Below are 13,896 nucleotides of genomic sequence, written 5' to 3' on the forward strand. Positions count from 1 at the left end.
CTTCTTCTCTTAGACATCTATTGTTCATGAATTAACGACGCGCCAGAAACTCATTCAACGCTTCTGCGAAGCGCGAAATACCTGTCGCCATGCGCTCGCCTTGTGTATACGTAAAGTTCAGACGCGCAGTATTGCGTGCAGGCTCTGCCGCATAGAAGGATGAGCCCGGAACGAAGGCCACATTCTTCTTCACAGCCGCGCGAAGCAGCGCTTCGGCATCCAGTCCTTCGGGCAGCTCCAGCCAGAGGAACATGCCGCCTTTAGGCTGGATCCATTTCACATCGCTCCAGCCCTGCTGCGTCAGCAGCTTCTGCATTTGCTGCATACGGTCGCCATACGCCTGTCTGATTACTTGAATGTGATTATCCAGCGAGAAATGCCGGAGCAGCTGGTCCAGCGTCTGCTGATCAAGTGAGCTGGAGTGCAGATCAGCCGCTTGTTTCGCTTTTGCCATCATCGAGATCACGCTGCGATTGCCGATTGCCCAGCCTGTACGAAGCGCCGGTGCTACTGTTTTGGAGAAGGTACTTGTATAAAGGACATTGCCGCCATCTGCTTTACCGTCAAGCGAGAACAAGGTCGGATAGTCGGCATTGACATCAAATTTAATATCCCCGTATGGATCATCCTCTAGAATGGGAACACCATAACGATGGCTTAATTCAAGCAGCCCTTTACGGCGCTCCATGCTCCAAACACGCCCTGTTGGATTACCGAATGTCGGCACCACATAGATCAATCTAGGTTTATGCTGCTTGATGAGTCGCTCCGCTTCCGCAATGATCATGCCGTCTTTATCGCTGGCAACGGGAACAACATCCAAACCGCTTAGATTAAACACCTGTAAGCTTGCAAGATAGGTCGGGTTCTCCACCAAGACAATATCGCCCGGCTCCATCAGGACGCGAGTAATCAGATCAATCGCTTGCTGCGAGCCGGTGGTCATGATCATTTCATCCGGCTGGACGTGCATGCCCTTCTGCGCCATCCGCGCGCAAAGCTGCTCACGAAGCGGCAAGAAACCCTCCGTAAGAGCATATTGCAACGTATTCTTACCGGAACGGAATACGCGCTCGGACGCCTCTCTTACCGCGTCAATCGGAAACAATTCTTCGGCAGGCAAACCGCCTGCGAACGAAATAATCTCTTTGCCTTGCGTTAGCTTCAATATATCGCGAACAGCAGATGATTGCAGCCGTTCGACATGATTCGAAAACCGGTATTCCACGTTCATTCCCTCCCCATTTCCTTTATCACACATTTTACGCGCAATTGATGATGGGAGCAACTAGAAGAACGCTGTACAACATACGGATTTATTCGCTTTTCTTCAATTTGTTACAGCATTCAGCTTTGTATTGCATTTTATGTCTGAGACAGAGTTACTGTAACATCTTGTTCACAACTTTGTTCGTTTTCTTTTTGCATGTCGTTGGGTATAATGAAATGGAGTATGTATGATTTGTACTGGCAGCTTAGGAGGGAATACGAATGACCATTAATTTTCTTATCGTCCTCACTGTCTCGGCCTTGTTCCTGATCGCCATGTGTACGGCGTCTTACAATGACGACAAGACTAAAGGTTTGTAATGCAATAGGACCAAGTGCTTCACAAAAAAAGAAGCTTTCAGCGATTGTTCACAATCGTCGGAAGCTTCTTTTTTGATGCAAATGGAGCTCCGCACTGGGTTAACCCCGGCGCAGTCCCGCCATTTCTGTCATACATCCTCCACACAGGTAGCGCTCTTTAAACTCGCGAACACCATCAAGTGTGCCACAGAACACACAACGAGGACGATAACGTTCCAAAATGATATGGTCACCTTGAACAAGAATCTCGACAGGGTCCCCTTCATTCATTTGATATCTTTTACGTAGCGATTTTGGCAATACGATACGCCCTAATTGATCAACTTTACGCACAACACCAGCCGGTTTCACAAATACACATCTCCTGTAGTCGCATTTTGCAAGTAAACGTCAAATGACAGTTGCTCCCTACTAGGTTCGATAATGACCGGTTAATTCCTGCAATTATTTCGATTTTCTTAGTATTCTGCAATAAAATATGTCTATTTTTAAAAGAAACTTAACTTAACCCCGCAAAACCGTTTTGTCGAAACGCCTCGAACACCACGATTGCCGCAGAATTCGATAAATTAAGCGATCTTACTTTGTCGGTCATCGGCACTCGAATACAGGTATCAGGATGCGCATCAAGCACATCCTGCGGAAGCCCCTTGGTTTCTTTCCCAAATACGAAGAAATCGCCGTCTTCGTATCGATGCTCCGAATACACCTTCGAACTTCTCGTGCTTGCGCAGAAGAAACGCCCCTCCGGATACAATTCCTTTAGCTCCTGAAACGAATCATGATAATGAACCTCTACGGCATACCAATAATCCAGCCCCGCCCGTTTCAATGTCTTGTCGTCTGTGTTAAAACCCAGAGGCCGAACCAGATGAAGAATAGTACCTGTAGCTGCACAAGTACGTGCAATATTGCCGGTATTTGCCGGTATTTCCGGTTCAACGAGAACGATATGGAATGCCATTTGTTATCAAATCTCCTTCACATTTTACATAGCTTTTACGCTTGCTTAATCTATTGAGAAAACTTGTATGTCATAATACCCCTATAATGTTGCATGAAAGGGGAACATAAACGCTTGAAAAAGAAAATACTAATCGTCGATGACGAGCCATCTATCTCCACATTGCTTGAGTTTAACTTAAAACTTGCCGGATATGAAGTGCGCTGCGCTTCAGACGGAGAAGCTGTGTTCGACTTCCTTAAACCGTTTCGTCCTGATCTCATCGTGTTGGATCTTATGCTCCCCAAGATGGACGGACTGCAAGTATGCCGCGAGCTTCGCAAACAAAATAACGTCGTTCCCATTATCATGTTAACTGCGCTCCACGATGTAAGCGACAAAATCGCAGGTCTTGATCATGGCGCTGACGACTATATGACTAAACCATTCTCACCGCAAGAGCTGCTCTCCCGCATTCAAGCCATATTGCGCAGAACACAAGCGCTCCCGGGATCAGGCGAATCAACAACGCATACAATCGGTCCACTAACCGTTCTGTCCGAGCAACGTGAAGTTCAGCTCGAAGGTAAATCCGTGGAATTGACTCCTAAAGAATTTGAACTTTTACTTTACTTATGCCGTCACCGCGGGAAAGTACTTAGCCGTCAGCAGCTGCTGCATGGTGTATGGGACTATCATTTCCTCGGCGATACCCGCATCGTGGATGTGCATATCAGCCATCTGCGTGATAAAATCGAGAAAAATGCGCGAACGCCTGAATATATCATGACGGTGCGAAACGTTGGCTACAAACTTTCCGGACCGGGAAGCAGCACATCTACTGCTGATTCGTCATTAGCGTAACGTATGCACGCCTATATGCACTCAAGAAGACCGCCGATCTTCCACGAATGGAAGAATCGGCGGTCTTTTTACTTTGCTTATTTAGCTTGATTACGACTGCTAGCCATTGCGCTTCTGGAAATCGCCCATGAAATCTGCAAGTGCTTTGCAGCTCTCAAGCGGCACAGCATTGTAAGTCGATGCCCGCAAACCGCCGACGCTGCGATGACCTTTCAAGCCAACAAAACCTTGCTGTTCGGATTCTTTCACGAACTGCTTCTCCAGCTCTTCCGAACCGAGGCGGAACGTGAGGTTCATGAGCGAACGGCTATTCGCGTCTGCAAAGCCGCGGTAGAAGCCGCCGCTGTTGTCGATGGTATCGTAGATGAGCTTTGTTTTGTCGCGATTGAATTGCTCCATCGCTGCAACGCCGCCTCTCTCCTTCACCCATTTCAACATGAGGCCAACCAGATATACCGAGAAAGATGGCGGTGTATTGTAAAGGGAATTGTTCTTCACATGTGTATCGTAGCGAAGCATCGTCGGGATCGATTTCGGGCTCTCCGAAACCAAATCCTCGCGTACGATAACAATCGTTACTCCGGATGGACCCAGGTTCTTCTGTGCGCCGGCATAAATCATACCGAATTTGCTGACATCGACTGGGCGGCTGAGAATATCGCTGGACATATCGCCGATCAGTGTCACATTGCCTGTTTCCGGATAAGCCGCAAATTGCGTGCCTTCAATCGTTTCATTCGACGTAATATGCAGATAGGCCGAATTTGTCGGGAGTTGCAGGTTGCTTAAGTCTGGAATGCGATTAAACTTATCCGATTCCGATGAAGCTACAATGGCGGTTTCGCCAAACAGCTTCGCTTCCTTGATCGCTTTGTCCGCCCAGCTTCCCGTGTTCACGAATGCAGCCGTCTGTCCGGCGCCTAATAAATTCATCGGAATCATAGCGAATTGCGTACTAGCTCCGCCTTGCAGGAATAATACCTTATAATTGCTTGGTATTCCGAACAACTCGCGTAGGAGCGACTGCGCACCGTCGTTAACCTGTTCAAAAATGCTGCTGCGATGGGACATTTCCATAATGGACATGCCTGCACCTGCATAATCAATAAACTCCTGTTGCGCCTGCTGCAATACTTCCAGCGGCAATGCTGCTGGTCCGGCATTAAAATTATACGCACGATTCGTCACTGTAGCTCACTCCACTCTTCAATTTGCTTATCCGTATGATAGCAAGTTTCACGCTTCGCATCAAGTGTAAAAGTCGAACAAAAACCAATAGTTTTATTACGAATATTCGGATTTAGCGATTTTATGGATAATGAAAAGCGAGCTCTCCGTGTGAGAGCTCGCTGATTTCTAGAATAAGTTCGAATTAGCAGTCGAAGTATAGGCTGTACTCGTGCGGATGAACACGGATTGCAACAGCTTTCGCTTCAGCACGCTTCAGTTGTACGAAGTTATCGATGAAGTCTTTGGAGAATACGCCGCCTTCAGTCAAGAACTCGGAGTCAGCTTCCAAAGCGTCAAGCGCTTCATCAAGCGTTCCCGGAACCGAGCGAATTTCTTTCTTCTCTTCATCTGGAAGATCATAGATGTTTTTATCGAATGGACCATAACCAAGAGCAACTGGGTCCAGCTTGCGTTTGATACCGTCAAGACCTGCAAGCAGCATCGCTGCGAATGCAAGGTATGGGTTAGCTGTGGAGTCCGGTGTACGGAACTCGATACGGCAGCCCTTCGGCGTAACTGCAGCAACCGGAATACGGATTGCAGCAGAACGGTTACCCTTCGAGAATACAAGGTTAACTGGCGCTTCGTAGCCTGGAACTAGACGCTTGAAGGAGTTCGTCGACGGGTTTGTAATTGCGATCAACGCCGGAGCGTGGTGCAGGATACCGCCGATGTAGTGCATAGCCAGTGGGCTTAGGTTTGCATAAGCACCTTTGTCATAGAACAGTGGTGAATCGCCATCAAAGATGGAGGAGTGAACATGCATTCCGCTGCCGTTGTCGCCGAAAAGCGGCTTAGGCATAAATGTTGCAACTTTGCCCCATTGGCGAGCAACGTTGTTGATGATGTATTTGTATTTCATAAGGTTGTCAGCTGTTTTAGTCAGCGTATCGAAACGGAAGTTGATTTCAGCTTGACCAGCTGTTGCAACTTCGTGGTGATGACGCTCAACGCGAAGGCCGGATTCTTGCATGATGCGAACCATTTCGCTGCGGATATCTTGTTGGGAATCAACAGGAGCAACCGGAACGTAGCCGCCTTTTACAGGTATTTTGTAACCAAGGTTACCGCCTTCTTCTTTACGAGCCGTATTCCAGCCAGCTTCAGCGGAATCAACTTCGTAGTAGGAAGTGTTCATTTTGCTTTCGTAGCGAACTTCGTCGAAAATGAAGAACTCGGACTCAGGTGCGAAGTATGCTGCTGTACCTACGCCGGACTTTTGCAGGTATTCTTCTGCTTTCTGAGCGATGCCGCGCGGATCGCGCTCATAGCGCTCGCCATCAGGCGTATGAATGTTACACATAATATTCAATGTTGGGTGATCTGTGAACGGATCGATGAAGCTGGACTCTGTGTCCGGAATCATAACCATATCAGACTCTTCAATACCGCGGAAACCCGGGATCGAGGAACCGTCAAAAGCTACGCCGTTTACGAAAGTGTCGGCATCTACTTCCGTGGAAGGAAGTGTGATGTGGTGCGCGTGGCCGGAAAGATCCACGAAACGGAAATCTACAAACATGATGCTGTTCTCTTTGATTGTGCTCAATACGTTTTGAACTGACATTAGGTATTTCCTCCATTTCCGAACATTTGCGATGTGTAGGACATTAATTGTTCAACTTCTGATCTGAAACTATGATTGTTATTATAGGGTTTCATGTTTAATACCGTCAATAGTCATGTAAGGTATTTTTTAAAGCATTTGTTAGCTAACTTCACATAATTGTCAGATTGTTGAAATTCCCTGTATTGACGCCAAAAACAAGAAGCTGCAGACCCCTTATATGAAGGGCTGCAGCTTCCGAAATCCGATTAATTATACAACAACTTGGATTATTATTTAATCCACGTATTGAAATATTCTGCCGGCTCTTTAGGTGTGTCGAAGCGTCTGCCTACTAATTTTCCCAGCTGTTCCAATTCTTTTAGAAGGTTCGCGAATTGGTCAGGGAACAAGGATTGAACGCCATCGCCTGTCATCGAATTATCAGGATCTGTATGCATTTCTATAATAAGCCCGTTCGCACCCGCAGCAACAGAAGCTTTCGACATCGGCTCAACCAGCTCGCGGCGCCCCGTTCCATGGCTCGGATCCGAAATAACCGGCAGATGGCTGAGTGATTGCAGCACCGGAATTGCGGCCAAGTCGAGCGTGTTTCTAGTGTAGGTTTCGAAAGTACGAATGCCACGCTCACAAAGCATAACGTTCGGATTTCCGCCCGCAAGAATATATTCGGCAGCGTTCAAAAATTCATCATAGGTTGCACTGAAACCTCTTTTAAGCAGAACCGGCGTCTTCGCAGTACCCAGCTTCCGCAGCAAATCGAAGTTCTGCATGTTACGCGTGCCAACTTGCAGAATATCAGCATACTCGCAGCAAATATCTACGTATTCCGGCGTCATTACTTCCGTAATCGTGAGCAGCCCATGCTTGCGGCCTGCTTCCGCCATCATCTTCAAGCCCTCTACACCAACGCCTTGGAAGCTGTAAGGTCCTGTACGCGGTTTGAACGCACCACCGCGGAGAATTTGGCCGCCGGCAGCTTTCACCAGTCTGGCAATCTCGTCGATCTGCTCCGGTGTTTCTACTGCACAAGGGCCGCCCATAATGGCAAGATGCTCCCCGCCGATCTTCACGCCTTTAATTTCAATTACCGTATCGTCCGGATGGAAGTCCCGGCTGGCAAGCTTATAGGACTTCGATATCTTAATGACGTTCTCTACGCCCTTCATTTGACGAAGATGCTCTGCCAAGGTTGGCTCTGCTTTCCCGATAATACCAATAACCGTCCGATCTGTCCCGCGGGAAACATGCGCCTGTACCCCCGCTCTCTCGATATGCTGCACGATCTCTCCAATTCGCTCTTCCGTTACATTATTTTGAGTTATTACGATCATAAGTTCGACTCCCTCTCTATCACGCTTAGACGCGTGTTCGCTTCGACGCTTTTATGCTGTTAGGCTTTTATGCTTTTAATCGCTAAAGCAAATATACATGAAAAAACCAGCCTCGTCAAGAGACCGGTTTACTGTCCGATGTTTTATTCCGTGACTGGCTTCACTTCGACGACTGAGAGGCGGCGAAGCTTTCTTTTCTCCTTGCGTTTATTGGCCACGTACTGCAGCGTCATCTTCACAGGGAAATAGAACAGCGCGCCAAGCACCATACCATCGATAATTCCGCCCACGATCAGCTTTAAATTAACGAGCAGCATGTGGTCGAGCCATTCCGGCGCTAAGGGAACCGAAATTTTGATATGGTTTGGAAGCACCCAGCCGCCAACCATACTATTGATAAATGCGACTGGAATAAAAATGATTTTGCCAAAAACAAAACCGATCAAAGCGCCCGCCAAACTGGCATTCATCATATAGATCAGTGGGAAAATCAGGAAAAAGGCTAACCCATAAGTTGGTAAAGTAAACATTTCGACAAATATACCGATTGCGAAACCGAGTGCTACAAACGATGGGCCGCCTGGTGCCCGCATAAGCTGCGTATATTTCAATTTGAGCCAACGTTTCATCGAGCGCGGTTTGCTTGAAGTCGTCATTTGAGTACCGCCCCTTTCACTCACAGCGACGATTTCACTCGCACAGTAGGCAACAATTTGTTCATGTTGACTGTACGCCGTGCTTCCCAGGTAGAGGAATCCTCGTCGTTAAACTGCTCCAGGTAAGCGATGACTTCCTTCGTTAACGGTGTCGGTGTCGATGCCCCTGAAGTAACAGCTACCCGCTTCTTGCCTTTCAACCACTCCACGTCAATCTCCGATACATCCGAAACGCGGTAAGCTGGCACGCCGGCAATCTCTTCCGAAACCTGCGCAAGCCGGTTGGAATTGTTGCTTCTTGGGTCGCCTACCACGATACACAGCTCGGCTTCCTTGGCTTGTTCCGCAACCGCTTCCTGCCGGACCTGCGTCGCCAAGCAAATTTCATTATGGATTTCTGCTGTAGGGAATGTCTTCAGCAGCTTGCTGATCAAATGTCTGATGTCCCATTGCGACATCGTCGTCTGATTCGTAATAATGATGCGATCGTTGCTTAGCGCAAGCGTATCAATCTCATTCTCACGCTCTATAAGATGGACATGATCCGGTGCGATACCTATGGCGCCTTCCGGTTCCGGATGCCCTTTCTTGCCGATATAGATGACCTCGTAGCCATCGGAAACCTTCTCCCGGATCAAATCATGGGTTTTGGTTACATCCGGACAAGTGGCATCCACAACTGTCAAGCCTCTGTCCTTCGCACGTCTGCGCACTTCCGGAGAAACGCCGTGCGCGGTAAAAATGACAGTACCGTCCGAAATCTGCTCTAAAATTTCCAAACGGTTCTCGCCGTCTAGCGTAATAATGCCTTCTTGCTTAAATGCCTCTGTCACATGACTATTATGAACGATCATGCCTAAAATATAGATCGGCCGCGGCAAGTCTAAATTTTTAGCTGTTTGCAATGCCAAAACCATGGCATCGACGACGCCGTAGCAATAACCACGGGGCGAGATTTTCACAATTTCCATACTGCTTGCACCTGCTTTCCTGCTAAACCAGTGTTCACGGACAGGCCTCTTTAAGACCCAGTTCTATTTATTATACTTCATTCGACTTCTCGTGGAAAGCAATTGGAAGCCATACGATAAATGTCGTCCCAGCACCTTCGCGTGTCGATACTTCGACCGAACCGCCATGCTCATCAATAATCCACTTGGCAATCGACAGTCCCAGGCCGGTTCCGCTCGTTTCCCCGCGCGATTCATCTGCACGATAGAATCGTTCGAAGATGTAGGGAACCTGGTCGTGATCCATGCCTATTCCGGTATCTTTGATGACAATGCCGGCTTGATCGCCGGATACGATGGCACGCAGCTCAACATAGCCGCTAGGTGTGTACTTGAATGCATTCTCGACGAAGATAAAAAAGAGCTGTCGAAGAAAATCGGCATGCGCATTTACTTCTACGTTAGAAATGGCATCAAGGTTCCCGATTTTCCATTCTGCATTTCTTGGAAGCAGCTGTGCCTTACGTGCCACGTCCTCAACCAGCGGAAGCAGCGGCTGAATGGACTTCTCCATTTGGTAGCCGGAATCTGCGCGCGCAAGGGACAATAAATCGTTCACAAGGCTGGACATTCGTTTCGCTTCGCCTGCGATATCCAGCATGGATTCGCGCGTCAGCAGCATCCGGCTGCGTTCTTGTTCACTTAATTGCGGCATGCCTTCACCGTCTGCATCGGTTCCCTGCGTTAACGTCGGCAGCCACATCCGCTCCAGCAGCTCGATATTGCCGCGAATCGTCGTAAGCGGCGTGCGAAGCTCATGCGAGGCATCGGAAACGAATCGCCGCTGCGCTTTGTAGGCTTCGTTCAACCCATTGTAGGTCGTTTCGATCCGGCCTAACATGCCGTTTAACGTATCGACCAAGCGCCCAAGCTCATCGTTAGGTCCTTCTCTCGGAATACGCACACTGAGATCGGAACCATTCTGGATTCGGTCACTCGCACGAATCACCTTCTCAATCGGCCGCAGCGCTTGACGCGCAAGAAATAACCCAATCGTAAAGGCGATAAGCACGACGATAATCAGAGAAGAAATCAAGGTCGTCCTCAGCTCGGTCAGAAACTTATCTTCCCTGCCTGAATAAGCCGCAACCTGCAGCAGTCCGAATATTTCATTATTTTGCTTTAAAATATGCCGATATACGAGAAACGGATAAGGTCCTGCCTTTACATGCTCAAACCCTTCGTAGCTGTCATTGATTTCCTTTTTGTCCGGCTTCGGTAGAAGCTGGTCGATCCTGCGCAGATTCGACGTCGTCTTGACGACACCATTCTTATAATTATCAACTTGAATAAACATCTCGTCATCGCCGATAACGAAATTGGGGGTTTGATAATTACCGAACATATCCAGCGTCGACGTAATATTGATCGCATTCACTTGCTGCTCGATCTTGGCTTTCATTTCCTTGTACGTGTTGTAGTTGACGAAGAAGTATATGGCGACCCCAAAGGCAATAAGCGTGACCGCCAATATCACCGAGTACCATATGGTGAGCCTTAAGCGAATCGACATGGAATCAGCCTCCTTCGCCTCTGAGCACGTACCCGGTGCCCCGAACGGTCTGAATCAAGCGCGGGCTCTTGCCGTCCTCCGTCTTCTGGCGCAGCATGGCAATATAAACCTCCAGCACATTGGATTCGCCGCTGTAATCAAAGCCCCATATTTTGTCCATAATCGCATCGCGCGTCAGCACTCGCCGCGGATTCTGCATAAGCAGCTGGAGCAGGTCGAACTCCTTCGCAGTGAGATCAATTCGGCGTCCGGAACGAATCGCTTCGCGCGAATCCAAATCCAGCGTCAAATCTTCAAACTGCAAGCTGCTCGAGTTCTCTTCCAGCTTGTCGGTTTTGCGTCTAAGCAGCGCACGCACACGAGCCAGAAGTTCTTCAAGCGCAAACGGCTTTACCAAATAATCATCTGCGCCAAGATCCAGTCCGCGCACACGGTCAGTGATATCGTCCTTTGCCGTCAGCATCAGAATCGGCACAGAGCTTCCGCCTTCACGAACCCGGCGGCAAACTTCCCAGCCATCCAACTGCGGCATCATGACGTCCAGAACGAGCAAATCCGGATCGCTTACGAGCATTTGCTTCAAGCCCTCATGCCCGTTGTTCGCCGTCGCGACCTCATACCCCTCAAAGGCCAGGCTTCGGCGAAGCAGAGAAGTTATTTTATCATCATCATCCACTACTAATATATGCGCTCTCATCCTAATCCCCCATCGTCATACAACTAGTTTTTCCTTCCAAAACCTGCCTACATATTATAGCGCAACACCGGTTTCCCACGAAACAGCTTGTCCGCATTCTTCCATAAAAGAAGCGCAGACAGTCTATGCGACTGTTTGCGCCTTGGTAACACTGTTCGATTGCTATTACTGTTGCTGGCTTGCAAACTCATTCTTATTGCCTACGGTTACTTTCAGATCCATCTTCTCACCGTTACGAATAATGTTGAGCGTAGCATTGTCTCCTACCGCTTTCTTCTGGATTTGAGCAATCAAATCTTCACGGTTGCTGTATTTCTTGCCGTCCAGACCGGTGATCACGTCATATTGTCTCAGATCTGCCATATAAGCAGGCGATTTGTAAAGTACGCTCGACACGATCGAGCCTTCTTTGCTGGATAAACCAAGCTCTTTGGCGATTTCATCCGTAATCTCAGCCAAGTTCGCGCCGATGAAAGGAACCGGCTTCTTCGGAATTTCCTTATTCGCTTTGAGGTTCTCCAGCACTTCTTGAATCGTGCTTGTCGGGATTGCGAATCCAATGCCTTGTGCCTGCGAGCTTACGGCCGTATTAATACCGATTACTTCACCTTGCAGGTTGAGCAGCGGTCCTCCCGAGTTACCCGGGTTAATGGAAGCGTCCGTTTGCAGCAAATGCTCGTATTGACGCGTGCCTTGGGAATCCGGAATGCTGATCGGGCGTTCCTTGGAGCTCAATACGCCGACTGTTACCGTATGGTCAAAGCCGTATGGATTACCGATGGCGACAACCCAATCGCCGATGTTGATCTTGTCGGAGCTGCCAATCGGGAGTGTCGGGAAATCTGTTCCTTCTACTTTCAAAACCGCTAGATCCAAGTTGTAATCAGAACCAAGCTTCTTCGCAACAAGCGGTTTATTGTGACCTTGCACGGTTACTTGAATTTCATCGGCATCGCCGATAACGTGCTGATTCGTTAAGATGTAACCCGTGGAATCAAAGAAGAACCCTGTGCCGATTCCTTCCGGCGTTAATTCGCCGCTGCCTTGATCGGCACCGCCTTGTCCGGAGCCATCGCCCCGCCCTTGGTCGCCTTGACCGCCTTGGTCTCCGAAGAATTGGCTGAAGAAATCATCCATCGAATTGCCTTGGGCGCCTCCGCCGCTGCGCTGCTTCGTGAAGGTTTCGATCTTAACAACTGCCGGACTTGCCTTCTCGAACAGCTGTGCGATATTGTTCGGTCTGACCACGTCGGCCGCTGCCGATACTTTGCCGTCATCGCCAGGTTTACCCACTGCGGAACTTGCTTGCTCCGTGGATTGCGAGAGTGCTTGATCAGCAGTAAACCAGTTCTGCTTATCCGATACGAACATAAGCGAACCAACAACGATTACGCCAGCGAGGAACGATGCAAACATCGCCTTGAATGGACTGCGTTTGGTTTCTTTCATTTGCCAGCCGCCGCGCGCTGCGGATTGTGAGGGTGCAAATGCGCGAAGCTGCGTAGGCGGCGTAACTTCAACCGAGTTTTGCAATCCATCCGAGCTGCCGCCAAATCCGCCTTGTGCAGCAGCATTAGCAGCTGCATCGCCGCTGACCGGTCGTTGTGACGGTTCAGAATCGGCAGCTCCGGATTTGAATGGTCCATAGGAGTAGTAGTAAGAGCTCTTATCGGTTTCCTCATGCGGCTTACCTTCGTTTGCGTTGTACGGCTGCTGATCTTTATCGCGATTATCTTCGTTATGGTTATTGTTGTTTTCATTGTTGAAGAAATCGTCGTAACCATTATTTTTTTTGTTTTGATCGTCCATTGTTTATTCCTCCTCAAATGTTTTCCCATGTTTGTTAAGTTTGCAATAAGTGCTGTATGTTCTTGCTTGTGATTGGCTTCGCGAATCATTCAGCTTTCATAGTTCTATCATGCACAATCTACCTTAAATCAAACTTAAAATTGTTATAATGTAACATAAAAAAACCGGGCTTAGCTGAATAATCAGCCTAACCCGGTTATCGCGCAATCTGCGACTCTCTCATTGAAGCAATCGTTGCTCTACTTCGCCCAGCACTTCCTTCGCTTTCGTTACCCATTTGGACTCGACTTCGGCATCCGGATCAATCGGTTCCTGAAACTGATCGATTAAACTGCCGAGCGCACGCGGTTGAGCGTGCTTATCCAAACCTTCATTGTACAGATGCTTCAGCACGAACGGCTGCCCCATTCTGATTTTGGCGTCAAGGTCCTGTGTATCACTGTCGATATTTCCGTTTATCACATCGAAAGGCATGCGCAGCCACACTTTATGCGCCTCATCCAGGTAGCGGTCAAAGTAGCCATGCTCATAATCCCAATTCCCGCCAAGCGAGAACTCGTGCTCCTCCAGCATGCTTCGGACTTCCGTAAATTCCTTCTCACTTGATTCCAGCTTGAATTCAAGGGGGATCATCGCTCTATATTCTCCTCCTGGCCTAATGTTTACCGTTAGCTTGCCCGGAG

Annotated in this window: 13 protein-coding genes; 1 reads left to right on the forward strand and 12 read right to left on the reverse strand. The window is 48.6% G+C overall.

Annotation, left to right across the window (positions count from 1 at the left end; all coding sequences use genetic code 11):
- Positions 1-31: 31 nt before the first annotated feature.
- The 3 genes from BLW29_RS17605 to trmL all read right to left on the reverse strand — a co-directional run bounded on the left by BLW29_RS17605 (position 32) and on the right by trmL (position 2,554).
- Entirely contained in the window at positions 32-1,228 is a 1,197-nt protein-coding gene (locus BLW29_RS17605) for an aminotransferase-like domain-containing protein (protein ID WP_090981924.1), read from the reverse strand.
- A gap of 461 nt (positions 1,229-1,689) precedes the next feature.
- Positions 1,690-1,941, reverse strand: coding sequence for an AbrB/MazE/SpoVT family DNA-binding domain-containing protein (locus BLW29_RS17610; protein WP_090981926.1), 252 nt, complete (start codon positions 1,939-1,941; stop codon positions 1,690-1,692).
- A gap of 148 nt (positions 1,942-2,089) precedes the next feature.
- Entirely contained in the window at positions 2,090-2,554 is a 465-nt protein-coding gene (trmL, locus tag BLW29_RS17615; RefSeq protein WP_090981928.1) for a tRNA (uridine(34)/cytosine(34)/5-carboxymethylaminomethyluridine(34)-2'-O)-methyltransferase TrmL, read from the reverse strand.
- A gap of 114 nt (positions 2,555-2,668) precedes the next feature.
- On the opposite strand from trmL, the gene BLW29_RS17620 reads away from it, so the two are divergent.
- The gene (locus tag BLW29_RS17620) at positions 2,669-3,397 is read left to right on the forward strand and encodes a response regulator transcription factor (protein WP_090981930.1); all 729 of its coding nucleotides are present in this window, start codon (positions 2,669-2,671) and stop codon (positions 3,395-3,397) included.
- A 99-nt stretch (positions 3,398-3,496) separates the two neighbouring features.
- Here BLW29_RS17620 and serC read toward each other — a convergent pair whose 3' ends face one another.
- From serC to BLW29_RS17665, 9 genes are all read right to left on the reverse strand, one after another.
- Positions 3,497-4,585, reverse strand: a complete 1,089-nt coding sequence (serC, locus tag BLW29_RS17625; protein ID WP_090981932.1) for a 3-phosphoserine/phosphohydroxythreonine transaminase — start codon at positions 4,583-4,585, stop codon at positions 3,497-3,499.
- Between the two features lie 184 nt (positions 4,586-4,769).
- A complete protein-coding gene (gene glnA, locus BLW29_RS17630) occupies positions 4,770-6,194 on the reverse strand; it encodes a type I glutamate--ammonia ligase (protein ID WP_090981934.1) in 1,425 nt (474 codons plus the stop codon).
- A 272-nt stretch (positions 6,195-6,466) separates the two neighbouring features.
- Complete coding sequence (gene aroF / locus BLW29_RS17635) at positions 6,467-7,528, reverse strand: 3-deoxy-7-phosphoheptulonate synthase (RefSeq protein ID WP_090981936.1); 1,062 nt, start codon at positions 7,526-7,528, stop codon at positions 6,467-6,469.
- A 143-nt stretch (positions 7,529-7,671) separates the two neighbouring features.
- Positions 7,672-8,184, reverse strand: a complete 513-nt coding sequence (locus BLW29_RS17640) for a DUF2062 domain-containing protein (RefSeq protein WP_090981938.1) — start codon at positions 8,182-8,184, stop codon at positions 7,672-7,674.
- A gap of 20 nt (positions 8,185-8,204) precedes the next feature.
- A complete protein-coding gene (locus BLW29_RS17645) occupies positions 8,205-9,155 on the reverse strand; it encodes a 4-hydroxy-3-methylbut-2-enyl diphosphate reductase (RefSeq protein ID WP_090981940.1) in 951 nt (316 codons plus the stop codon).
- Positions 9,156-9,225: 70 nt separating this feature from the next.
- The gene (locus BLW29_RS17650) at positions 9,226-10,707 is read right to left on the reverse strand and encodes a sensor histidine kinase (RefSeq protein ID WP_090981941.1); all 1,482 of its coding nucleotides are present in this window, start codon (positions 10,705-10,707) and stop codon (positions 9,226-9,228) included.
- A gap of 4 nt (positions 10,708-10,711) precedes the next feature.
- Complete coding sequence (locus tag BLW29_RS17655; protein ID WP_090981943.1) at positions 10,712-11,404, reverse strand: response regulator transcription factor; 693 nt, start codon at positions 11,402-11,404, stop codon at positions 10,712-10,714.
- 165 nt (positions 11,405-11,569) lie between these two features.
- Positions 11,570-13,213 (reverse strand): S1C family serine protease, encoded by a 1,644-nt coding sequence (locus tag BLW29_RS17660; RefSeq protein WP_090981945.1) that lies wholly within the window; start codon positions 13,211-13,213, stop codon positions 11,570-11,572.
- Positions 13,214-13,432: 219 nt separating this feature from the next.
- Positions 13,433-13,846 carry a YugN family protein gene (locus BLW29_RS17665; protein WP_090981947.1) on the reverse strand — a complete coding sequence of 138 codons (414 nt, stop codon included), beginning with the start codon at positions 13,844-13,846 and terminating at the stop codon, positions 13,433-13,435.
- Positions 13,847-13,896 lie beyond the last annotated feature (50 nt).

This window comes from Paenibacillus sp. CF384 (genome assembly GCF_900106745.1).
Taxonomy (GTDB): domain Bacteria; phylum Bacillota; class Bacilli; order Paenibacillales; family Paenibacillaceae; genus Paenibacillus_Z.

What these genes read in the sequence shown, in the direction of transcription:
- aroF (WP_090981936.1), bottom strand. Translation starts at nt 7,528, where the DNA reads ATGATCGTAATAACTCAAAATAATGTAACGGAAGAGCGAATTGGAGAG.
- BLW29_RS17640 (WP_090981938.1), bottom strand. Translation starts at nt 8,184, where the DNA reads ATGACGACTTCAAGCAAACCGCGCTCGATGAAACGTTGGCTCAAATTG.
- BLW29_RS17650 (WP_090981941.1), bottom strand. Translation starts at nt 10,707, where the DNA reads ATGTCGATTCGCTTAAGGCTCACCATATGGTACTCGGTGATATTGGCG.
- BLW29_RS17645 (WP_090981940.1), bottom strand. Translation starts at nt 9,155, where the DNA reads ATGGAAATTGTGAAAATCTCGCCCCGTGGTTATTGCTACGGCGTCGTC.
- BLW29_RS17665 (WP_090981947.1), bottom strand. Translation starts at nt 13,846, where the DNA reads ATGATCCCCCTTGAATTCAAGCTGGAATCAAGTGAGAAGGAATTTACG.
- BLW29_RS17655 (WP_090981943.1), bottom strand. Translation starts at nt 11,404, where the DNA reads ATGAGAGCGCATATATTAGTAGTGGATGATGATGATAAAATAACTTCT.
- trmL (WP_090981928.1), bottom strand. Translation starts at nt 2,554, where the DNA reads ATGGCATTCCATATCGTTCTCGTTGAACCGGAAATACCGGCAAATACC.
- glnA (WP_090981934.1), bottom strand. Translation starts at nt 6,194, where the DNA reads ATGTCAGTTCAAAACGTATTGAGCACAATCAAAGAGAACAGCATCATG.
- BLW29_RS17660 (WP_090981945.1), bottom strand. Translation starts at nt 13,213, where the DNA reads ATGGACGATCAAAACAAAAAAAATAATGGTTACGACGATTTCTTCAAC.